Source organism: Streptococcus mitis (genome assembly GCF_003942765.1).
GTDB lineage: Bacteria > Bacillota > Bacilli > Lactobacillales > Streptococcaceae > Streptococcus > Streptococcus mitis_BE.
The window spans coordinates 38847-61465 of sequence record NZ_RJNW01000007.1; the positions used below are offsets into that span (position 1 = coordinate 38847).

Consider the following 22619-nt stretch of genomic DNA (forward strand, 5'->3'; position numbering starts at 1 on the left):
ATGAAGAAAATACTAGGTGTTTTAACAATAATTGTATTACTTGTATCAGTTTGTTTTTACTTTTTTCCTAAACAACCTAAAAACATTTTTGATGAAATCTACCAGGAGACAGAAAAAACATATCGAGTGAATAATGTTTTAAGGCATATAGAAGGTTTTGAAATTAGTCCAGGTTGGCCTAATGATGGAGAATATTTTGCATACACCCCTTCAGGGAAATATCAAACTCATCCTGAAGGTTATAAAGACATAAGTATTAGCTTTAATTTTGGAGAAGGTATTAAAGGATTGACGATACGTTTTGAAAAAAGGATTAATTCGGATATTACCCTATGGTATTCAGCACACTATAATATAAAAAAGAAAATTCTCAAAAAAGGGCTTGCGATTTTTGAAGAGCCAAGGCAACCAGGTCAATATCTTGATGATGAAGAAAAAGTAAGAAACTATTTAAAAAAATATAACATAACCAAAGAAGAATTAGAGAAGGACTACGACGAAATCATCAACCAGAAAGTCTTGAAAGATTGGTGTACCATTTATGACAGCAAGTACTCACCAAGCAATTATGGTGATGTGAAAGTCGAAACCCAGTGGGAGAATTGGTGATAAGATGAAGAAAATCCTCGGTTTAGTAGCGTTAATCTTACTAATTGTATTATCCTGTTTCTACTTTTTTATCCATCAACCTAAAAACATTTTTGATGAGATTTACCAAGAAACTGAGAAAACCTATCGAACAAATAATATTTTAAGGCATATAGATGGCTTTGAAATTAGTCCAGGTTGGCCAAGTGATGGAGAGTATTCTAAATATTATCCGTTTGGAACTTATAATAAAGACCATACCCCAGAAGAGTATTTTGAAGTAGAAATTAGTTTTAATTTTGCTACAAAAACACAGTTAAGTTCAATCTCATTTGAAAAGCGAATCGGGCCAAACGTTAGAGTTCGCTTATGGAATAAATATATTCGTAAGGATCGTGTTTTGAAAAAATTTGTCAAAATAGGTTTGAAGAAAGCAGATACGGAAACTTATATTGAAGACGAAGCTCAGGTAAAATCCTACATAGAGCAGTACGGTATCACTGCCAAGGATTTGGATTCTTACTACGACGAAATTGTCAACCAGAAAGTCTTGAAAGATTGGTGTTCTATTTATGACAGCAAGTACTCGCCAAGCAACTATGGTGAGGTCAAGATTGAAACTCAGTGGGAGAATTGGTGATAACATGAAGAAAATCCTCGGTTTAGTAACCTTATTCGTGATAATCATATCATCCTGTTTTTACTTTTTTCCTAAACAACCTAAAAATATTTTTGATGAAATCTACCAGGAGACAGAGAAGACATATCGTACAAATAATATTTTAAGGCATATAGATGGGTTTAAAATCAGTCCAGGTTGGCCAAGTGATGATCCAAATATATCCTATACTCCTTTTGGAAAGTATGAAACTCTTCCCAAAGGCTATAGTGATATAACCATTAACCTTAATTTTGGAAAAGGTATAAAGGGGGTGTTGATTCTTTTTGAAAGAAAGACTAATTCGAATATTACCCTATGGTATTCTGCACACTATAATATGCAAAAGAAAGTGCTAAAAAAAGAGCTTGCGATTTTTGAAGAGCCAAGGAAACCAGGTCAATTTATTGATGATGAAGAAAAAGTAAGAGAATATTTAAGAAAAAATAATATTTCCAAAGAAGAATTAGAGAAAGACTTTGACGAAATCGTCAACCAGAAAGTCTTGAAAGACTGGTGCACCATTTATGACAGCAAGTACTCGCCAAGCAACTATGGTGAGGTCAAGATTGAAACTCAGTGGGAGAATTGGTGATAGCATGAAGAAAATACTAGGTGTTTTAACAATAATTGTATTACTTGTATCAGTTTGTTTTTACTTTTTTCCTAAACAACCTAAAAACATTTTTGATGAGATATACCAAGAAACTGAGAAAACCTATCGGTCAAATAATGTTTTAAGGCATATAGATGGGTTTAAAATCAGACCGGATTGGCCAAGTGATGATCCTAATATCTCTCAAAATCCATTTGGATTGTATATTAGTAAAAGCAACCCTCAAAACTTTAATAATATATCTATTGATTTTAATTTCAAAAATTATTCTAACGAGCTGTTTGTTTCATTTGAGAAGAAAATATCTGGGGATGTGAAGTTATGGATGATTAGTAAGTATAGCCAAAAAACTAAAATGATCACAAAGTCAATTCAGATAGTATTATCAGGAAATGAGGATAGCTATATCGAAGACGAGGCCCAAGTGAAAACTTACCTAGAGAAGTACGGTATCACTGCAAAGGATTTGGATTCTTACTACGACGAAATCGTCAACCAAAAAGTTTTAAAAGATTGGTGCTCGATTTATGACAGTAAGTACTCGCCAAGCAATTATGGCGATGTCAAGATTAAAACCCAGTGGGAGAATTGGTGACATAAAGATTCTCACTAATTATATAAACAGGTGGCTCTCTATTTTCAGAGGGCTTTTTATGTTGTCACCTTACCTCGATATACTCAAGTACTATCTTTGCTTATGCTTCCTAGCACTGTATGGAAAAACCAACCATAATTTTTCTGATTTTAATTGTATTTTTTCCATAGCTTGTTACACAGTTGAAAATATGGTATACTTTTAATGAGAATTTTCTAAATTTTTAAGATTCTATCAAAGGAGGTTTTCATGCTTTCCAAATTTTCTGGAAGCCGACAAGACCAGCAATTTGTGTTACTTTTAGGTATTTTGCTAGGTATTTTAGGGATTTCTCTCTTTCTAGCAGTTTCAATGGGATCTGTTGCGATTGATCTAGGAGATACCTATCGGATTATTTTGAGCAGGTTAGGATTTCCTCTTGAGATAGGAGAGGTTTCCAAGTCTAATCTTGCCATTGTATGGAACATGAGATTCCCTCGAGTATTGTTAGGTCTGATAGTAGGAGCAGGCCTTTCTATGTGTGGTAGTGTGATGCAGTCTACAGTGAACAATCCCATCGCAGAGCCTTATGTCTTAGGAATATCTGCGGGTGCAACTCTAGGAGCAACCTTGAGCATCATTCTTGGTTTAAAATTGGTGATTAGCCTTGGAGCTTTTCTTGGAGCTATTTTGGCAACAATTGCTGTCCTCATCATTGCCTCTATGCAGGGAAGGATGACGACTTCCAGTCTGATTTTATCAGGAACGGTGGTCAACGCTCTCTTTCTGGCTTTTTCAAACTTTATTATCTCAGTTGGAGCTAATGCGGATAGTGTGATGACCATTAAGTTTTGGACCATGGGCTCGCTCGCGGGGACTTCCTGGGCAGACTTGGTCCTGCCAACTATAGTAGTAGGAATGGCCTTTCTATTTTTCTCTACCCAGTATCGTGTTTTCAATGCGATGATGATGGGAGATGAGGCTGCTTTAACTTTGGGAATTCCCTTACGCTTTTATTGGTATCTTTATGTGACCATGGTGGCTGTGCTGACAGCAGTCTTAGTGGCAACCTGTGGGATTATTGGATTTGTCGGTCTGATTACTCCACATTTAGCTCGAGGGTTAGTAGGAACGAATTACAAGAGGCTTTTTCCTGTTGCAACCTTGTTAGGTGCCCTCTTTGTCATCTGGGCAGATGTACTCTCTCGAATCATCATTCCAAACGCAGAGCTTCCTATTGGTATTTTCACAGCCTTAGTAGGTGCTCCCTTCTTTATCTACATTGTTGGAGGTAGGCGAAGGGAGGTGAGGGTCTGATATGGACTTGATTTGTCAGGATATCCATTTTGGACTAGGAGAGAAAAAAATCCTCAAGGGAGTTTCTCTTAAGGTTGAAGGGCATCAATTTCACACGATACTAGGACCAAATGGAAGCGGGAAAACCAGTCTACTTAAACTCCTCTATCGTCAGGAAAAGGCGGACAAAGGCTTGATAAGCCTAGATGGAAAGCCGCTGGAGCATTGGTCACTCAAAGAAACAGCCAAGCAAATGGCAGTTGTGACCCAGTTTAACCAGCTGCAGTTTGATTGTACTGTTGAAGAAATCGTCTTGCTGGGAAGAACTCCCCACCTCTCTTTTTTACAGAAGGAAAGGGAAAGGGATTATGCGCTCGTTCAAGATGCCCTCGTCAAGGTGGATATGCTTGAGAAGAAAACTCGTCTCTATTCGTCTCTGTCAGGGGGAGAGAAACAGCGAGTCTTACTAGCCCGCGCCTTGGTGCAAGAACCGACTCTCTTGCTCCTGGACGAGCCAACCAATCACTTGGATATCAAGTATCAGCTAGACTTGTTGGCCATTGTGAAGAATCTCAAGGTCAATGTTCTAGCTGTCCTGCATGATATTCAACTTGCTTGTCGCTATTCGGATTATCTCTATCTGATGAAAGAGGGGAAAATCCTTTACCAAGGGACTCCAAAGGAGACCATCACCCCTGAGTCATTGCAAACTGTATACGGAGTTCAAAGTCAGGTGACTTGGACCGAGGATCAGCAAGCCATGATTCACTATTTATAAGAATGAAAAGGAAAACAAGATGAAAAAAACACTAAGCATTTTACTCGTAACAGTAGCTACCTTAACTTTGGCAGCTTGTGGTAACACTACTACAGAAAAAGCTACCACACAGTCTAGTACAGAAACAAGTCAAAAGGCTAACGCAGAGACGACTTATCCGCTAAATATCAAAACTTATGATGCTAAAGGAAATGAAGTCGAACAAGTTTTTGACAAGACACCTGAAAAAGTTATTACAAACAATCTTTCAACCACTGAAATCTTATTGGAGTTAGGCTTGAAGGATAAAATTGTTGGCATGCTCAATCCAGACAATGCTGTGACGGACAAATACAAGGACGCGATTGCGACTATTCCTCAAATTGGGGATAAAAAAACAGTCTCACAAGAGACAGTCCTTTCTTATGAGCCAGACGCTGTGATGGGTCGAAACATGATGTTTTCTGAAAAATCCTTGGGGACAGTTAGCGCTTGGAATGAAAACAAAATCCCAATTTATACGCAAAAAGCTTCTCTCTCCACAATTCAGCAAGATTTGGGGAATATCGTAGAAGATGTCAAAAATCTTGGAATGATTTTTAATGTTCAGGACAAGGCTAATGAATACGCAGCCCAATTACAAACTAAAATTGACGCTGTTAAGAAAGCAAATCCAGCAAGCCAAGGTGAAAAGAAAAAGGCTTTGATTATGGTTGCTTATAATGATGAAACCTTTGGTGCCTACAAGTCTGCTTTGCAAGAGAGCCTGCTCAATCAACTTGGTTATACAAACGTTGCTACGGGAACATCAGGCTTGACCTTGGAAAATCTCGTGTCAATGGATCCTGAGTTAATTATCTATGTAACCAGCGATCGTAATAAAAAATTGGATGCTAACGCAGTAGAGTTGATGAAGGCAAATGCTGTTTTGGAAGGTGTTCCTGCTATTAAGAATCAAAAAATCATGACCATCTCTTACGATGAATTGATGGACTATGGTCCAGCAGTGATTGATTCCCTTGAGAAAATAAATGACTTTATCAATAAATAATGAGTTTGATTGGGAAGGAATTCAAGTCAAAATCAGCCTTCCTTCTAACTACGACCCCAATCAAACCTATCCGGCTATTTTATTGAATGATGGAAACTTGGATTTCCTATCCTCCCTTTCCGAATCTGTGATTTTAGTGGGCTTGACATCTAAAAATCGCTTAGACGACTACACTCCCTGGAAGGCAGCTGCTCTGAGAGATGGAGTTCCAGATTTTGGAGGTCAGGCCAAGGTCTATCATGATCATTTATTTGGAGGCCTTTTAGACAAGTTGCAGTCGCTTTATCGCCTGGATGAAGCACGCCTTGCCTACGGAGGTTATTCACTAGGTGGCTTGGCGGCAGTTTACAGTCTTTTCAGCTTTGACAAGGTTTCCTGTGTCTTCTCCATCTGCGGTTCCTTTTGGTATCCTGATTTTGTGACTTACTGCAAGGAAGAAAATGTGGAAAATTTGGACTGTTTGCTGTATTTACAGAATGGTCAAACAGAAGGAGCGCACCATACTAATCGCTTGGCTCAAGCACCAGCCTATGCTGAGCAGATCCATACCAGTCTTCAGAAATGCTATCCGAACGGCCAGTTTGTTTTTGATCCTTATGGACACCATGAACAAGTAGCTGAGCGATTTCTAGTTTTTTCCAGCTGGTTGGCCCAAAAATGGAAAATCGAATAAAAGATTTATCCCTTGGCTTTTGCCAAGGGATTGTTGTATTTTTTAACCAAGAGCCTCTCTCTTTTTATCTGGATTCCAGACGAAGCTTGCGATAAAGCTAAAGATGATGGTTAGGATAGCGAGGATAATGGCAAGGATGAGGGCAGGAATGCGGATAAACCACCAGAGTGGGTTTGGTTTTTTATCATTGTGCCATTGTTTCGTTTCTTGGTCCAAACGTTGGAATTCTGCTTGGATGCGATTGGCGACTGTTTCAATGCCTTCATCATTCATTTTCTTGATATCTGAGATATCGATTGGATTTCCAAAATTCATATCGACACGCTCGCGGCTTACCAAGCCTTTCAAGGTCATGGGACCTGTGTAGGTAACCGGCATGATACGGACCTTGGCCATTTTGGCAATCAAGGCTACGCCACCCTTGACATCGTTTGAGTGACGGCTCCCACTTGGAAACATGATGAGAGAGCGATCACTTTTTTTAAGAACATTGATAGGATATTTGATGGCTGAGGCGCTAGGATTTTCACGGTCGATAGGAAAGGCGCCACACATACGAATCCACCAACCAAAGATACGGTTGGTAAAGAGTTCTTTTTTTGCCATAAAGATGAACTGTTTTGGCTTGGTTGCAAAGGCCATGTAAACAGGATCCCACCAGGTGCGGTGAGGTGCAACCAGAATATAATTTTCATCTTGATTAGGAATTTTATCAGTATTATGATAGTGGGCATTGCCATTGATGGACCATAGGAGCAAGACAACCAATCCACGTAAATAAGTATAAAACATGCGATCTCCTTCGATTATTTTCTTGTTATTATTATACCTTATCAAAGGAGGGCTGGCAAACTTTTCCCTTGACCAGGTCCATATTTGGGATGAGATTAGAATTCTTTTAGAAAAAATGATATGATAGAATTTATGGATAAAAATAAGATTATGGGATTAACCCAAAGAGAAGTCAAGGAAAGACGGGCTAAGGGCTTGGTCAATGATTTTACTGCTTCGGCCAGTACCAGCACTTGGCAAATCGTTAAACGAAATGTCTTTACCCTTTTTAACGCTTTAAACTTTGCCATTGCTTTGGCCCTTGCTTTTGTGCAGGCTTGGAGTAATCTGGTCTTCTTTGCTGTTATCTGCTTTAACGCTTTTTCTGGGATTGTGACCGAGCTGCGGGCTAAACACATGGTGGACAAGCTCAATCTCATGACCAAGGAAAAGGTCAAGACTATTCGTGATGGCCAAGAAGTGGCTCTGAATCCTGAAGAATTGGTGTTAGGAGATGTCATTCGTTTGTCTGCAGGAGAGCAGATTCCTAGTGATGCCTTGGTTTTGGAAGGCTTTGCGGAAGTCAATGAAGCCATGTTGACGGGGGAAAGTGATTTGGTGCAAAAGGAAGTGGATGCCTTGCTTTTGTCAGGAAGTTTCCTAGCTAGTGGGTCAGTTTTAGCTCAAGTTCACCATGTCGGTGCAGACAACTATGCTGCCAAACTCATGCTGGAAGCCAAGACCGTTAAACCAATCAACTCTCGTATCATGAAATCGCTGGACAAGCTAGCTGGTTTTACTGGGAAGATTATCATTCCCTTTGGTCTGGCTCTCTTGCTAGAAGCCTTGCTTTTAAAAGGCTTGCCTCTCAAGTCGTCCGTTGTAAACTCGTCGACAGCCCTTTTGGGGATGTTGCCCAAGGGAATTGCCCTTTTGACCATTACTTCGCTTTTGACTGCGGTGATTAAGTTGGGCTTGAAAAAGGTCTTGGTTCAGGAGATGTACTCTGTTGAGACCTTGGCACGCGTGGACATGCTCTGTTTGGACAAGACGGGTACCATCACCCAAGGGAAGATGCAGGTGGAGGCTGTTCTTCCACTGACGGAAACTTATGGTGAAGAGACCATTGCCAGCATTTTAGCCAGCTACATAGCTCACAGTGAGGATAAAAATCCAACAGCTCAAGCTATTCGCCAGCGTTTCCAAGGTCAGGTAGTCTATCCTATGATCTCTAATATGCCTTTCTCAAGCGACCGCAAGTGGGGAGCCATGGAGTTAGAAGGTTTGGGAACAGTTTTCTTAGGGGCGCCTGAGATGTTGCTGGATTCTGAGGTCCCAGAAGCCAGAGAGGCCTTGGAGAGAGGTTCACGTGTCTTAGTCTTAGCTCTCAGTCAGGAGAAATTAGACCATCACAAGCCACAGAAACCATCTGATATTCAGGCTCTAGCCTTGCTGGAAATCTTGGACCCGATTCGGGAGGGAGCAGCAGAGACGCTGGACTATCTCCGTTCTCAGGAAGTGGGGCTCAAGATTATCTCTGGTGACAATCCAGTTACGGTATCCAGCATTGCCCAGAAGGCTGGTTTTGCGGACTACCACAGCTATGTCGATTGCTCGAAAATTACGGATGAGGAATTGGTTGCTATGGCGGAGGAGACTGCGATTTTCGGACGTGTTTCCCCTCATCAAAAGAAACTCATCATCCAAACACTGAAAAAAGCGGGTCATACAACAGCTATGACAGGGGATGGAGTTAATGATATTCTGGCTCTTCGTGAGGCGGATTGTTCTATCGTGATGGCTGAGGGAGATCCTGCGACTCGTCAGATTGCCAATCTGGTTCTCTTGAACTCAGACTTTAATGATGTTCCTGAAATTCTCTTTGAAGGTCGTCGGGTGGTCAATAACATTGCCCACATCGCCCCGATTTTCTTGATAAAGACCATCTATTCATTCATATTAGCGGTCATCTGTATTGCCAGTGCTTTACTAGGTCGGTCTGAGTGGATCTTGATTTTCCCTTTCATTCCAATCCAGATTACCATGATTGACCAGTTCGTGGAAGGCTTCCCACCATTCGTTCTGACTTTTGAGCGAAATATCAAACCTGTTGAGCCAAACTTCCTCAGAAGATCTATGCTTCGTGCTCTACCAAGTGCTCTCATGGTCGTCTTCAGCGTTCTTTTTGTGAAAATATTTGGAAGTAGCCAAGGTTGGTCTGAGTTAGAAATCTCAACTCTACTCTATTATCTCTTGGGATCAATTGGTTTCTTATCCGTATTTAGAGCCTGCATGCCATTTACCCTATGGCGTGTCCTCTTGATTGTTTGGTCAGTAGGAGGCTTCCTAGCCACAGCTCTCTTCCCAAGAATTCAAAAACTGCTTGAAATTTCAACCTTAACAGGACAAACATTACCTGTTTATGGTGTCATGATGTTGGTCTTTACCGTGATTTTCATCCTGACTAGTCGCTATCAATCCAGAAAATAAAGAAAGGCTGCAATCTGTGGATTGCGGTCTTTTTAGGTACAAGATTGCCAGTTGAAATGTGGTATAATAAGAGGTAATAGAGTTTTGGAAAGAGAGAGAGAATGATTTCAAAGAGATTAGAATTGGTGGCTTCCTTTGTTCCCCAAGGGGCTATTTTACTAGATGTGGGGAGTGACCATGCTTATCTGCCTATCGAGTTGGTCGAAAGAGGCCAAATCAAAAGCGCCATTGCAGGTGAGGTGGTGGAAGGTCCCTACCAATCTGCAGTCAAAAATGTTGATGCGCACGGTCTAAAGGAGAAAATCCAGGTTCGTTTAGCCAATGGCTTGGCAGCTTTTGAAGAGACTGACCAAGTGTCGGTCATCACTATTGCTGGCATGGGTGGTCGTTTGATTGCTAGGATTTTAGAAGAGGGCTTGGACAAGTTAGCTAATGTAGAGCGTTTAATCCTCCAGCCTAATAATCGTGAAGACGACTTGCGTATCTGGCTACAAGAGAACGGATTTCAGATTGTAGCTGAAAGCATCTTAGAAGAAGCTGGCAAGTTTTACGAGATTTTGGTGGTGGAAGCAGGACAAATGAAGCTATCAGCCAGTGACCTTCGCTTTGGACCTTTCTTGTGCAAAGAGGTCAGTCCAGTCTTTGTTCAAAAATGGCAAAAAGAAGCTGTTAAGCTAGAGTTTGCCCTCGGACAAATCCCAGACAAAAATCTGGAAGAACGTCAAGTTCTAGTAGATAAGATTCAAGCCATCAAGGAGGTGCTCCATGCTAGCAAGTGAAGTGATTAACGCGTATGAAGCCTTTTGCCCTCAGGAATTTTCCATGGAGGGAGACAGTCGTGGCCTGCAAATTGGCACTTTGGACAAGGATATCCAAAGCGTCATGGTTGCTCTGGATATTCGTGAAGAAACGGTGGCTGAAGCCATTGAAAAGGGTGTGGATTTGATTATTGTCAAGCATGCACCGATTTTCCGTCCCATCAAGGATTTGGTAGCTGGCCGTCCACAAAATCAGATTTACATTGATCTGATAAAGCATGACATTGCAGTTTATGTCAGCCATACCAATATTGACATCGTTGAAAATGGTCTCAATGATTGGTTCTGTCAGATGCTAGGTATCGAGGAAACGACTTATCTGCAGGAAACTGCCCCTGAACGTGGGATTGGACGTATTGGAAATATTCAGCCTCAGACATTTGGGGAATTGGCCCAGAATGTCAAGCAAGTCTTTGGTCTAGATAGTCTTCGATTGGTGCATTATCAAGAGACTGATTTGCAGAAGCCGATTTCAAGAGTGGCTATCTGTGGTGGTAGCGGGCAGTCTTTCTATAAGGATGCTTTAGCTAAAGGAGCGGATGTCTATATCACTGGTGATATTTACTACCACACTGCTCAGGATATGCTGTCTGATGGCTTGCTAGCCTTGGACCCAGGTCACTATATCGAAGTGCTTTTTGTAGAAAAAATTGCAGAGCTTCTTAATCAATGGAAAGAGGAAAAAGGCTGGACTATTGATATCTTACCTAGTCAAGCATTGACCAATCCTTTCCACCATATCTAGTTAGAAAGTGAAAACAATGAAAAAAGTTGCTATTATCGGAGCAGGAATTGTGGGAGCAACAGCAGCCTACTACCTATCGAAAGAAAGTGACCTAGAAGTAACCGTCTTTGACCATGGACAAGGTCAGGCTACCAAGGCCGCAGCAGGAATTATCAGTCCTTGGTTTTCCAAACGCCGTAATAAGGCCTGGTACAAAATGGCACGCTTGGGGGCTGACTTTTATGTGGATTTATTAGCTGATTTAGAGAAGTCAGGACAAGAAATCGACTTTTACCAGCGTTCGGGAGTCTTTCTCCTGAAAAAGGATGAAACTAAGTTGGAAGAACTTTATCAACTAGCCCACCAGCGCAGAGAAGAATCTCCTTTGATAGGGCAATTAGCCATTCTGGACCAAGAATCAGCTAACGAATTATTCCCTGGTTTGCAGGGATTTGACCACCTGCTCTATGCTTCTGGTGGAGCGAGAGTAGATGGCCAACTCTTAGTGACTCGTTTGCTAGAAGCCAGTCAGGTCAAGCTGGTCAAAGAAAAAGTAACTCTGACACCTTTAGCATCAGGTTACCAGATTGACGAAGAGGTGTTTGATCAGGTTATTTTGGCGACGGGAGCTTGGTTGGGACACCTGTTAGAGCCTTTAGGTTATGAAGTAGATGTTCGTCCCCAAAAGGGGCAACTCCGAGATTATCAACTTGCCCAAGACATGGAAGCTTACCCTGTTGTTATGCCAGAAGGGGAGTGGGATTTGATTCCTTTTGCAGGTGGGAAATTATCCCTAGGCGCTACACATGAAAATGACATGGGATTTGATTTGACGGTAGATGAAACCTTGCTCAAACAAATGGAGGAGGCAGCCTTGCCCCACTATCCTGTTTTATCGGAAGCGACTTCCAGAAGTGAACGAGTGGGAATCCGTGCCTATACCAGCGATTTCTCTCCTTTCTTTGGGCAGGTTCCAGAATTAGCAGGTGTCTATGCTGCTAGTGGACTAGGTTCATCAGGCCTCACAACTGGTCCTATCATTGGTTACCACCTAGCTCAACTGATCCAAGACAAGGAGATGACCTTGGATCCTCTAAACTATCCAATTGAAAACTATGTCAAACGAGTAAAAAGCGAATAAGAATTTTACTGAAAATTTAGCCTCCCCTCTAGGATGGCAAATGACATTCCCTATCAAAAATGGTAAAATAAGAAAAAATAATCCGAGAATCGAGGAAAAAAGATGCAAGAAAAGATTTTGGTAACGGGTGGAGCAGGTTTTATCGGAACCCACACTGTTATTGAGTTAATCCAAGCAGGTCATCAGGTTGTTGTGGTGGATAACCTTGTTAATAGTAACAGAAAAAGTTTAGAAGTTGTTGAAAGAATCACAGGAGTTGAAGTGCCTTTCTATGAGGCAGATATCCGTGATACCGATACCCTCAGAGATATTTTCAAGCAAGAAGAACCAACAGGGGTCATTCACTTTGCTGGCTTGAAGGCGGTCGGTGAATCTACCCGTATTCCTCTTGCCTACTATGACAACAATATCGCTGGAACTGTTAGTCTTTTGAAGGTCATGGAAGAAAACAACTGTAAAAACATCATTTTCAGTTCTTCTGCGACAGTTTACGGGGATCCGCACACCGTGCCAATCTTGGAAGATTTCCCACTTTCAGTGACCAATCCATACGGTCGTACCAAACTTATGCTAGAGGAAATTTTGACCGATATCTACAAGGCAGACTCAGAATGGAATGTGGTCTTGCTTCGTTACTTTAACCCAATCGGAGCTCATGAAAGTGGAGACCTAGGAGAAAATCCAAACGGTATTCCAAACAACCTCTTGCCATATGTGACTCAAGTAGCAGTTGGGAAATTAGAGCAAGTGCAAGTGTTTGGAGACGATTACGATACGGAAGATGGAACTGGTGTTCGTGATTATATCCACGTTGTCGATTTGGCTAAAGGTCACGTTGCAGCTCTACAAAAAATCCAAAAAGGTTCAGGTCTAAACGTTTATAACCTTGGAACAGGTAAAGGTTATTCTGTTCTTGAAATTATTCAAAACATGGAAAAAGCAGTGGGGCGCCCAATTCCTTACCGCATTGTAGACCGTCGCCCAGGTGATATCGCAGCCTGCTATTCAGATCCTGCAAAAGCCAAAGCAGAACTCGGTTGGGAAGCAGAACTCGACATCACCCAAATGTGTGAAGACGCATGGCGTTGGCAAAGCAAGCATCCAAATGGATTCGAAGACTAAGATGGTGATATCAATCATTGTCCCCTGTTTAAACGAAGAGGAAGTACTTCCTCTTTTTTATCAGGCTTTGGAAGCTTTACTTCCGGATTTGGGAACAGAAATCGAGTATGTCTTTGTCGATGATGGATCAAGTGATGGGACCTTGGAACTCTTAAAGACCTATCGGGAGCAAAATCCAGCAGTGCATTATATTTCTTTCTCGCGAAATTTTGGCAAAGAAGCAGCTCTGTATGCAGGCTTGCAATATGCGACAGGAGATCTAGTGGTGGTGATGGATGCAGATCTCCAGGATCCTCCTAGTATGTTGCTAGAGATGAAAAATTTACTAGACCAAAATGCAGACTTGGACTGTGTTGGAACACGGAGAACTAGTCGAGAGGGAGAACCCTTCTTTCGTAGTTTCTGTGCTGATATCTTTTACCGCCTTATGAAAAAAATTAGTCCAGTAGCCCTGCCGTCAGGTGTCCGTGATTTTCGCATGATGAGAAGATCTGTAGTCGATGCTATTTTAAGCCTGACCGAGTCCAATCGTTTTTCTAAAGGACTTTTTGCCTGGGTCGGTTTTAAAACCTATTATCTGGACTATCCAAATGTCGAAAGGCAGGCTGGCAAGACCAGTTGGAGTTTTAGGCAACTCTTTTTCTACTCTATTGAAGGGATTGTTAACTTTTCAGATTTTCCCTTGATTATAGCCTTTGTGGCAGGTCTCCTATCTTGTTTTATTTCTCTGCTTATGACCTTTTTTGTTGTGGTGCGGACCCTCATTTTGGGCAATCCGACATCAGGTTGGACCTCTCTGATGGCTGTTATTCTCTTCCTTGGTGGGATTCAACTCTTGACCATTGGGATTCTCGGCAAGTATATCAGTAAGATTTATCTAGAGACCAAAAAAAGACCACTTTATCTCGTCAAAGAAAAAAGTGACCTTCCTGATTTTACAGAAAAAAATAAAGAGAAAAGACTATAATTTTGCATGGAAATATGCTAAACTAGAAGGAGTGGAACGTTCTTGTCGGTATTAGAGTTAATCTTTAATCAAGGCACGTGTCGGACAGTTTCTAACAGCTTCTACGACGTCCTGACTAGGAGAGATTTCTTTTTCTAGTTGGTCAGGGTCATCGTAAAAACGCACGATTCCATTATCGTGGTAATCAAATAATTCAGAATAAGTTTGGCAAAGCCCACAGGCAATGCAGCGTTCAGGTATAAGTGTGATTTTCATATTTATATTGTAATAAGAAAAGTAAAAAAAAACAAGGAGTAAGGTATGGCAAAAGAACCGTGGCAAGAAGATATTTATGAGAATCAAGAAGAACAGACGAGAACGGAACGACGTCAACGTAATCAAAAAGGTACAGGTATTGTTGCAAATCGTGTCTTGACGATTCTAGCTAGTCTCTTTTTCGTGATTGTTGTAGTAATGATAATAGTATTGATTTATCTTTCAAGTGGAGGGAGTAATCGTACAGCAGCCTTGAAAGATTTTTATGATTCATCTGCCCCTGTTTCAACCTCTGTAATAGAAGAATCCGCATCTTCATCTAGCAAGACTGAAGAAGCAACTTCTACAGAGAGTTCTTCTAGTGAAAGTCATTCTGAAGAGCATACTGATAGTGAAGGGACAATTACAGTTCAGGCTGGAGAAGGAGAAGCAACCATTGCCGCTCGTGCAGGAATCTCGATTGCTCAGCTAGAGGCCTTGAATCCTGGGCATATGGCTACAGGATCTTGGTTTGCTAATCCAGGTGATGTTATCAAAATCAAATAGGAGTTGATATGAAAACAATTCAAATTGCTATTGACGGTCCAGCTTCAAGTGGTAAGAGTACGGTCGCAAAGATTATTGCTAAGGATTTTGGTTACACCTATCTAGATACAGGTGCTATGTATCGTGCAGCGACCTATATGGCTCTGAAACACCAGTTAGGAGTGGAAGAGATTGAGGAACTTTTAGCCTTATTGGACCAGCATCCAATCAGCTTTGGGCGCTCAGAAACTGGAGAACAACTTGTCTTTGTAGGAGATGTGGACATTACTCATCCTATTCGTGAAAATGAAGTGACCAATCATGTTTCTGCTATTGCGGCAATTCCTGAAGTTCGTGAGAAACTAGTTTCTCTCCAACAAGAGATTGCCCAGCAAGGTGGGATTGTCATGGACGGTCGCGATATTGGAACTGTTGTATTGCCACAAGCAGAACTGAAAATTTTTCTAGTAGCTTCTGTTGATGAAAGAGCAGAGCGTCGTTACAAGGAAAATATTGCCAAGGGAATTGAAACAGACCTTGAAACCCTAAAAGAGGAAATTGCTGCGCGTGACTACAAGGATAGTCATCGTGAGACTTCACCTCTCAAACAAGCAGAGGACGCTGTCTACCTTGATACAACTGGCTTGAACATTCAAGAAGTAGTTAAAAAAATTGAATCAGAAGCAAAAAAACGCATGTCCTAGGGACCGGAGAAGCAGGCTAAAGCTAGCCTGCTTCTTTTCTATCAAACTGAACGCATTCCAAACCAGTCTTTTTTTGAGTTTTTTGATAAAATAGTACTATCAGTGAAAAGGATGGAAGCATGACTAAGAAAATCGTAGCTATTTGGGCCCAGGATGAAGAGGGTGTGATTGGTAAGGACAATCGTCTGCCTTGGCACTTACCAGCAGAACTGCAACACTTCAAAGAAACAACTCTGAATCATGCTATCTTGATGGGGCGTGTGACCTTTGATGGAATGGGACGTCGTCTGCTTCCAAAACGGGAAACCTTGATTTTGACACGTAATTCAGAAGAAAAGATAGATGGGGTTACTACTTTTCAGGACATCCAGTCTGTTCTAGACTGGTATCAGGGTCAAGACAAGAATCTCTATATTATCGGTGGAAAGCAAATTTTTCAGGCTTTTGAACCCTATTTGGATGAAGTCATTGTCACTCAAATCCATGCACAGGTGGAAGGAGATACCTATTTCCCTGAAGACTTTGACTTGTCTATTTTTGAGACAGTTTCAAGCAAATCCTATACCAAAGATGAGAAAAATCCTTATGATTTTACCATCCAATACCGCAAGAGAAAGGAAGTCTAATGGAACGTAGTATATTTGGTTTTTTCACAGCCATGCTGTGCTTGGTCTGCTTGCTTGCAGGAGCACAGGCTTTTCGTAAAAAGCGCTATGGACTTTCTGTCCTGCTCTGGTTAAATGCCTTTACCAATTTGGTCAATAGTATCCATGCTTTTTACATGACCTTATTTTAGATAGAATGAAAGTATAGAATAGAACGGAAGGAAATCATGCCTACAAATAGGAATAATGATATGATGGTTTATTGCTCATTTTGTGGCAAAAGCCAAGAAGAAGTACAAAAAATAATCGCTGGGAACAACGCCTTTATTTGTAATGAATGTGTGGAGTTGGCTCAGGAAATCATTCGGGAGGAGTTGGCTGAGGAAGTCTTGGCAGACTTGTCTGAGGTACCAAAACCAATCGAACTCCTCCATATCTTGAACCACTATGTAATCGGTCAAGATCGTGCCAAGCGTGCCTTAGCAGTGGCGGTGTACAACCACTACAAACGCATCAATTTTCACGATACGCGTGAAGAGTCAGAAGATGTGGATTTGCAGAAGTCAAACATCTTGATGATTGGGCCAACCGGTTCAGGAAAAACTTTTCTTGCCCAGACCTTGGCTAAGAGCTTGAATGTACCTTTTGCGATTGCGGATGCAACAGCTCTGACTGAGGCTGGTTATGTGGGTGAGGACGTGGAAAATATCCTCCTCAAGCTCTTGCAGGCTGCTGACTTTAACATTGAACGTGCAGAGCGTGGCATTATCTATGTGGATGAAATTGACAAGATTGCTAAGAAGAGTGAGAACGTTTCTATCACACGTGATGTTTCTGGTGAAGGCGTGCAACAAGCCCTTCTCAAGATTATCGAGGGAACCGTTGCTAGCGTGCCGCCTCAAGGTGGACGTAAACATCCGCAACAAGAGATGATTCAAGTGGATACCAAAAATATCCTCTTCATCGTGGGTGGTGCCTTTGATGGCATTGAAGAAATCGTCAAACAACGTCTTGGAGAAAAAGTCATCGGATTTGGTCAAAACAATAAAGCGATTGATGAAAACAGCTCATACATGCAAGAAATCATCGCAGAAGATATTCAAAAATTCGGTATTATCCCTGAGCTGATTGGACGCTTGCCTGTCTTTGCTGCTCTTGAGCAGTTGACAGTAGATGATTTGGTTCGCATCTTGAAAGAGCCAAGAAATGCTTTGGTCAAACAATACCAAACCTTGCTTTCTTATGATGATGTCGAGTTGGAATTTGACGACGAAGCCCTTCAAGAAATCGCCAATAAGGCTATCGAACGCAAAACTGGTGCGCGTGGTCTTCGCTCGATTATCGAAGAAACCATGCTAGATGTCATGTTTGAAGTACCGAGTCAGGAAAATGTGAAATTGGTCCGCATCACTAAAGAAGCTGTCGATGGAACGGATAAACCAATCCTAGAAACAGCCTAGAGGTGACTATGGAACTTAATACACACAATGCTGAAATCTTACTCAGTGCGGCTAATAAATCCCACTATCCGCAGGATGAACTGCCAGAGATTGCCCTAGCAGGGCGTTCAAATGTTGGCAAGTCTAGCTTTATCAACACCATGCTGAACCGCAAGAATCTAGCCCGAACATCAGGTAAACCTGGTAAAACCCAGCTTCTCAACTTCTTTAATATCGATGATAAGATGCGCTTTGTGGATGTGCCTGGTTATGGCTATGCCCGTGTTTCTAAAAAGGAACGTGAAAAGTGGGGGCGCATGATTGAGGAGTACCTAACGACTCGGGAAAATCTCCGTGCAGTGGTCAGTCTAGTTGACCTTCGTCATGACCCGTCAGCAGATGATGTGCAGATGTACGAATTTCTTAAGTATTATGAGATTCCAGTCATCATTGTGGCGACCAAGGCAGACAAGATTCCACGTGGTAAATGGAACAAGCACGAATCAGCAATCAAAAAGAAATTAAACTTTGACCCAAGTGACGACTTTATCCTCTTTTCATCTGTCAGCAAGGCAGGGATGGATGAGGCTTGGGATGCAATCTTAGAAAAATTGTGAGGAAAAGAAAATGGCAAAAACAATTCATACAGACAAAGCTCCAAAGGCTATCGGACCATATGTTCAAGGAAAAATCGTTGGCAACCTTTTGTTTGCTAGTGGTCAAGTTCCTCTCTCTCCTGAAACTGGGGAAATCGTTGGAGAAACGATCCAAGAACAGACAGAACAAGTCTTAAAAAACATCGGTGCTATTTTGGCAGAGGCAGGAACTGACTTTGACCATGTTGTCAAAACAACTTGTTTCTTGAGCGATATGAACGACTTTGTTCCTTTTAACGAGGTTTACCAAACGGCCTTTAAAGAGGAATTTCCAGCTCGTTCAGCAGTAGAGGTAGCTCGTCTTCCTCGTGATGTAAAAGTCGAAATCGAAGTCATCGCAGAGATTGGATAAGCTAGTTGAAGTTTGGTGTTGCCAAACTTCTTTTGATATAAGGAGAAAAAGATGACAAAGAAACAACTTCACTTGGTGATTGTGACAGGAATGAGTGGTGCAGGGAAAACAGTTGCCATTCAGTCCTTCGAAGATTTGGGTTATTTTACTATTGATAATATGCCTCCAGCTCTCTTGCCTAAGTTTTTGCAGTTGGTGGAAACAAAGGAAGACGACCATAAGTTGGCCTTGGTAGTAGATATGCGTAGCCGTTCTTTCTTCTCAGAGATTCAAGCTGTTTTGGATGAGTTGGAAAACAAGGAAGAACTGGACTTTAAAATTCTCTTTTTGGATGCAGCTGACAAGGAATTGGTCGCTCGTTACAAGGAAACCAGACGGAGTCACCCACTAGCTGCAGATGGACGGATTTTGGATGGCATCAAGCTGGAACGTGAACTCTTGGCGCCTTTGAAAAATATGAGCCAAAATGTGGTGGATACAACTGAACTTACTCCTCGTGAACTGCGTAAAACCATTGCAGAGCAGTTTTCTGATCAGGAACAAGCCCAGTCTTTCCGTATCGAAGTCATGTCTTTTGGCTTTAAATATGGAATCCCGATTGATGCAGATTTAGTCTTTGATGTCCGATTCTTGCCAAATCCCTACTACCTACCAGAACTGAGAAACCAAACGGGTATAGATGAACCTGTTTATGATTATGTCATGAACCATCCTGAGTCAGAAGACTTTTATCAACATTTGTTGGCCTTGATTGAGCCGATTTTGCCAAGTTACCAAAAGGAAGGAAAGTCTGTTTTGACTATTGCCATGGGATGTACGGGTGGACAACACCGTAGTGTGGCCTTTGCTAAACGCTTGGCGCAGGACTTATCCAAGAATTGGCCTGTCAATGAAGGGCATCGCGACAAAGACCGAAGAAAGGAAACGGTAAACCGTTCATGAGAAAACCAAAGATAACGGTGATTGGTGGAGGAACTGGGATTCCTGTCATTCTAAAAAGCCTGCGGGAAAAAGATGTGGAAATCGCTGCTATCGTAACGGTGGCGGATGATGGTGGTTCTTCAGGTGAACTCAGAAAAAATATGCAGCAGTTGACACCGCCAGGCGATCTCCGCAATGTCCTTGTAGCCATGTCAGATATGCCAAAATTTTATGAAAAGGTCTTTCAGTATCGCTTCTCTGAGGATGCGGGAGCCTTTGCTGGCCATCCATTGGGTAATCTCATCATTGCTGGCCTGTCAGAAATGCAGGGTTCGACCTATAATGCCATGCAGTTATTGAGCAAATTTTTCCATACAACTGGGAAGATTTATCCTTCCAGTGACCATCCTTTGACCCTTCATGCGGTCTTTCAGGATGGGACAGAAGTGGCTGGAGAGAGTCATATTGCAGACCATCCAGGCATGATTGACCATGTCTATGTGACCAATACCCTCAACGATGATACGCCTCTGGCCAGTCGTCGAGTAGTGCAGACCATTCTTGAAAGTGACATGATTGTCCTTGGACCTGGTTCCCTCTTTACCTCGATTTTGCCCAATATCGTGATTAAGGAAATCGGGCAGGCACTTTTGGAAACCAAGGCAGAAATCGCCTATGTCTGCAATATCATGACCCAACGTGGGGAGACGGAACACTTTACAGATAGTGACCACGTAGAGGTCTTGCATCGTCACCTTGGTCGCCCTTTTATCGATACTGTCTTGGTGAATATTGAAAAAGTGCCTCAGGAATACATGAATTCCAACCGTTTTGATGAATACTTAGTGCAGGTGGAACATGATTTTGCTGGTCTTTGTAAGCAAGTTCCGCGTGTGATTTCATCCAACTTCCTTCGTCTGGAAAATGGGGGTGCCTTTCACGATGGAGATTTGATCGTGGATGAGTTGATGCGGATTATACAGGTGAGAAAATGAGTTTCACAGTAGCAGTAAAAGAAGAAATCCTAGGTCAGCACCATCTGAGCCGGCATGAATTATCTGCCATTATCAAAATGTCTGGTAGTATCGGTCTCTCGACTTCGGGCTTGACCTTGTCAGTTGTGACAGAAAATGCCAAACTGGCTCGTCACCTCTACGAGTCCTTTCTCCATTTCTACGAAATCAAATCGGAAATTCGCCACCACCAAAGAAGCAATCTTCGCAAGAATCGGGTCTATACCGTTTTTACAGATGAAAAGGTGCAGGACTTGTTGAGTGATTTGCACTTGGCAGACTCTTTCTTTGGCTTGGAAACAGGTATTGATGAGGAGATTTTATCAGATGAGGAAGCAGGTCGTGCTTATCTTTGTGGCGCTTTCTTGGCAAATGGAAGCATTCGTGACCCTGAGTCAGGCAAGTACCAGTTGGAAATCAGTTCTGTTTATCTGGACCATGCGCAAGGGATTGCCTCTCTTCTCCAGCAGTTTTTGCTAGATGCCAAGGTGCTTGAGCGCAAAAAGGGAGCTGTGACCTATCTCCAGCGTGCCGAAGATATTATGGACTTCTTGATTGTCATCGGAGCCATGCAGGCGCGTGATGATTTTGAGCGGGTTAAGATTTTGCGAGAAACCCGTAATGACCTCAATCGGGCTAATAATGCTGAAACAGCTAATATCGCTCGGACAGTTTCTGCCAGCATGAAGACTATCAACAATATCAGTAAAATCAAAGATATCATGGGCTTAGAAAACCTGCCAGTGGATTTGCAGGAGGTAGCGCAATTGCGGATTCAGCACCCAGACTACTCTATCCAGCAGTTAGCAGATAGTCTCAGCACCCCTCTGACCAAAAGTGGCGTCAATCACAGACTTAGAAAGATAAATAAATTAGCCGATGAACTATAAAACCACGAATCGTAGGACTCGTGGTTCTTTTTTATAAACTGGTTGAGTGTTTTGGTTGTACTTTTTGCTCAGGGTCGATGTAGTTGATGGCGTTGTTAACAGCGGTTGGTGCTTCTCCGAGGCCTGTCGCAATCAGATCAATTTTTCCGTCATAGTAGCAGCAGTCACCGATAGCATAGATACCTGCTTGGCTGGATTCCTGTTTGCTGTTGACGATAATCTTGTGGCGGTTGAGGTCCAGACCCCAGTTTTTAAGGTTACCGACAGAAGATTTGAAACCATAGTTGACAAAGAGGTGGTCTAGGTCAATAGTTTCTGTTTCATCAGATTTGACTTTTGTGATTTCAAGTTTATCGAGCGTTTTTCCATCTCCAAGGAGTTGGCTAGGGACGAATGGTGTCTTGATGGTCACAGATGATTCTTGCAAGGCTTGGACACTGTGTTCCAAGGCGCGGAAATTATCTCTGCGGTGGACAAGGGTAGTTGGCGCAATTTTTTCAAAAGCCAAAGCCCAATCCACAGCCGAGTCTCCTCCACCAAGAATCGTCACTTTCTTACCAGCATATTGCTGGATGTTGGAAACGTGGTAGTGGATATTTTCATAGCCTTCAACGCCTTCTAGTTCCAGAGGACGTGGTTTGAAGGCACCGCCACCCATAGCGATGATAACTGTTTTAGACAGGTGACTTCCTTTAGAAGTTGTAATTACAACGCCTTCTTCTTGTTTTTCAATCTCAAGAACCGTTTCGTTGAGATGAATAGGGGTATCAAAGCCATTTAATTGCTCGATTAGACGGTTAGTCAACTCTTCTCCAGTCAGGTTTGGGAATCCCGGTACGTCTAAAATTTCCTTTTCAGGATAGAGAATGGCAGGTTGTCCACCGAGTTGGGGAAGAGAGTCGATGATTTGGACCTTGGCTTGGCGTAGATGAGCATAGAAGGCTGCAAAAAGCCCGACAGGACCACCACCTACAATGGTAATATCATAGAGTTGAGACATGGTTTCTCCTTTG

27 protein-coding genes are annotated in these 22619 nt (G+C 42.1%); 24 read left to right on the forward strand and 3 right to left on the reverse strand.

Annotated features, from left to right (window positions below):
- From D8849_RS09460 to D8849_RS09495, 8 genes are all read left to right on the forward strand, one after another.
- The gene (locus D8849_RS09460) at positions 1-609 is read left to right on the forward strand and encodes a TipC family immunity protein (protein WP_125386892.1); all 609 of its coding nucleotides are present in this window, start codon (positions 1-3) and stop codon (positions 607-609) included.
- A gap of 4 nt (positions 610-613) precedes the next feature.
- Positions 614-1228 (forward strand): TipC family immunity protein, encoded by a 615-nt coding sequence (locus D8849_RS09465; RefSeq protein WP_125386894.1) that lies wholly within the window; start codon positions 614-616, stop codon positions 1226-1228.
- Between the two features lie 4 nt (positions 1229-1232).
- Positions 1233-1841, forward strand: a complete 609-nt coding sequence (locus tag D8849_RS09470; RefSeq protein WP_125386895.1) for a TipC family immunity protein — start codon at positions 1233-1235, stop codon at positions 1839-1841.
- 4 nt (positions 1842-1845) lie between these two features.
- The gene (locus D8849_RS09475; RefSeq protein WP_125386897.1) at positions 1846-2457 is read left to right on the forward strand and encodes a TipC family immunity protein; all 612 of its coding nucleotides are present in this window, start codon (positions 1846-1848) and stop codon (positions 2455-2457) included.
- A gap of 249 nt (positions 2458-2706) precedes the next feature.
- Positions 2707-3753 (forward strand): FecCD family ABC transporter permease, encoded by a 1047-nt coding sequence (locus D8849_RS09480; protein WP_125386898.1) that lies wholly within the window; start codon positions 2707-2709, stop codon positions 3751-3753.
- Position 3754: 1 nt separating this feature from the next.
- Entirely contained in the window at positions 3755-4510 is a 756-nt protein-coding gene (locus D8849_RS09485; RefSeq protein ID WP_125386900.1) for an ABC transporter ATP-binding protein, read from the forward strand.
- A 19-nt stretch (positions 4511-4529) separates the two neighbouring features.
- A complete protein-coding gene (locus D8849_RS09490) occupies positions 4530-5540 on the forward strand; it encodes an ABC transporter substrate-binding protein (RefSeq protein ID WP_125386902.1) in 1011 nt (336 codons plus the stop codon).
- Entirely contained in the window at positions 5521-6213 is a 693-nt protein-coding gene (locus D8849_RS09495; protein ID WP_125386904.1) for an alpha/beta hydrolase-fold protein, read from the forward strand. Before D8849_RS09490 ends, D8849_RS09495 begins: the two co-directional genes overlap by 20 nt.
- Positions 6214-6255: 42 nt before the next feature.
- Here D8849_RS09495 and D8849_RS09500 read toward each other — a convergent pair whose 3' ends face one another.
- Complete coding sequence (locus D8849_RS09500; protein WP_070842837.1) at positions 6256-7005, reverse strand: lysophospholipid acyltransferase family protein; 750 nt, start codon at positions 7003-7005, stop codon at positions 6256-6258.
- A gap of 132 nt (positions 7006-7137) precedes the next feature.
- Between D8849_RS09500 and D8849_RS09505 the strand changes: the two genes are divergently transcribed.
- The 6 genes from D8849_RS09505 (at position 7138) to D8849_RS09530 (ending at position 14246) form a co-directional block, all read left to right on the forward strand.
- The gene (locus tag D8849_RS09505) at positions 7138-9474 is read left to right on the forward strand and encodes a cation-translocating P-type ATPase (protein ID WP_125386905.1); all 2337 of its coding nucleotides are present in this window, start codon (positions 7138-7140) and stop codon (positions 9472-9474) included.
- Positions 9475-9575: 101 nt separating this feature from the next.
- Entirely contained in the window at positions 9576-10253 is a 678-nt protein-coding gene (locus tag D8849_RS09510) for a tRNA (adenine(22)-N(1))-methyltransferase (RefSeq protein ID WP_125386907.1), read from the forward strand.
- Complete coding sequence (locus D8849_RS09515) at positions 10240-11037, forward strand: Nif3-like dinuclear metal center hexameric protein (RefSeq protein ID WP_125386909.1); 798 nt, start codon at positions 10240-10242, stop codon at positions 11035-11037. Before D8849_RS09510 ends, D8849_RS09515 begins: the two co-directional genes overlap by 14 nt.
- A gap of 16 nt (positions 11038-11053) precedes the next feature.
- The gene (locus D8849_RS09520) at positions 11054-12157 is read left to right on the forward strand and encodes an NAD(P)/FAD-dependent oxidoreductase (RefSeq protein WP_185756244.1); all 1104 of its coding nucleotides are present in this window, start codon (positions 11054-11056) and stop codon (positions 12155-12157) included.
- A 102-nt stretch (positions 12158-12259) separates the two neighbouring features.
- Positions 12260-13279 carry a UDP-glucose 4-epimerase GalE gene (galE, locus tag D8849_RS09525; RefSeq protein WP_049491630.1) on the forward strand — a complete coding sequence of 340 codons (1020 nt, stop codon included), beginning with the start codon at positions 12260-12262 and terminating at the stop codon, positions 13277-13279.
- Position 13280: 1 nt separating this feature from the next.
- Positions 13281-14246, forward strand: coding sequence for a glycosyltransferase family 2 protein (locus D8849_RS09530; RefSeq protein WP_125386944.1), 966 nt, complete (start codon positions 13281-13283; stop codon positions 14244-14246).
- Positions 14247-14303: 57 nt separating this feature from the next.
- Here the strand turns inward: D8849_RS09530 and D8849_RS09535 are convergent, their stop codons facing one another.
- Positions 14304-14501 carry a ferredoxin gene (locus tag D8849_RS09535; RefSeq protein ID WP_004235080.1) on the reverse strand — a complete coding sequence of 66 codons (198 nt, stop codon included), beginning with the start codon at positions 14499-14501 and terminating at the stop codon, positions 14304-14306.
- 45 nt (positions 14502-14546) lie between these two features.
- Here D8849_RS09535 and D8849_RS09540 point away from each other — a divergent pair, with 45 nt between their 5' ends.
- The 10 genes from D8849_RS09540 (at position 14547) to whiA (ending at position 21606) form a co-directional block, all read left to right on the forward strand.
- Positions 14547-15047 (forward strand): SAG1386/EF1546 family surface-associated protein, encoded by a 501-nt coding sequence (locus D8849_RS09540; RefSeq protein WP_185756245.1) that lies wholly within the window; start codon positions 14547-14549, stop codon positions 15045-15047.
- An 8-nt stretch (positions 15048-15055) separates the two neighbouring features.
- Positions 15056-15730, forward strand: a complete 675-nt coding sequence (gene cmk / locus D8849_RS09545; protein ID WP_042750775.1) for a (d)CMP kinase — start codon at positions 15056-15058, stop codon at positions 15728-15730.
- A 119-nt stretch (positions 15731-15849) separates the two neighbouring features.
- A complete protein-coding gene (locus D8849_RS09550; RefSeq protein ID WP_125386913.1) occupies positions 15850-16356 on the forward strand; it encodes a dihydrofolate reductase in 507 nt (168 codons plus the stop codon).
- On the forward strand, positions 16356-16526 hold the full coding sequence (locus D8849_RS09555; protein WP_000442260.1) for a hypothetical protein: 171 nt from the start codon (positions 16356-16358) through the stop codon (positions 16524-16526). Before D8849_RS09550 ends, D8849_RS09555 begins: the two co-directional genes overlap by 1 nt.
- Before the next feature lie 36 nt (positions 16527-16562).
- Positions 16563-17795, forward strand: a complete 1233-nt coding sequence (gene clpX / locus D8849_RS09560; protein ID WP_012972566.1) for an ATP-dependent Clp protease ATP-binding subunit ClpX — start codon at positions 16563-16565, stop codon at positions 17793-17795.
- 8 nt (positions 17796-17803) lie between these two features.
- Positions 17804-18391 (forward strand): ribosome biogenesis GTP-binding protein YihA/YsxC, encoded by a 588-nt coding sequence (gene yihA / locus D8849_RS09565; protein WP_000422605.1) that lies wholly within the window; start codon positions 17804-17806, stop codon positions 18389-18391.
- 10 nt (positions 18392-18401) lie between these two features.
- The gene (locus D8849_RS09570; RefSeq protein WP_001140420.1) at positions 18402-18782 is read left to right on the forward strand and encodes a RidA family protein; all 381 of its coding nucleotides are present in this window, start codon (positions 18402-18404) and stop codon (positions 18780-18782) included.
- A 51-nt stretch (positions 18783-18833) separates the two neighbouring features.
- Positions 18834-19724, forward strand: coding sequence for an RNase adapter RapZ (gene rapZ / locus D8849_RS09575; protein WP_033686539.1), 891 nt, complete (start codon positions 18834-18836; stop codon positions 19722-19724).
- On the forward strand, positions 19721-20698 hold the full coding sequence (locus tag D8849_RS09580; RefSeq protein ID WP_001231075.1) for a YvcK family protein: 978 nt from the start codon (positions 19721-19723) through the stop codon (positions 20696-20698). Before rapZ ends, D8849_RS09580 begins: the two co-directional genes overlap by 4 nt.
- Positions 20695-21606: a DNA-binding protein WhiA gene (gene whiA, locus D8849_RS09585; RefSeq protein WP_033684109.1), complete on the forward strand. Its 912-nt coding sequence runs from the start codon at positions 20695-20697 to the stop codon at positions 21604-21606. The genes D8849_RS09580 and whiA overlap by 4 nt, the downstream gene beginning before the upstream one ends.
- A gap of 31 nt (positions 21607-21637) precedes the next feature.
- Here whiA and D8849_RS09590 read toward each other — a convergent pair whose 3' ends face one another.
- Entirely contained in the window at positions 21638-22606 is a 969-nt protein-coding gene (locus D8849_RS09590) for an NAD(P)/FAD-dependent oxidoreductase (protein ID WP_125386915.1), read from the reverse strand.
- Positions 22607-22619: the final 13 nt, after the last annotated feature.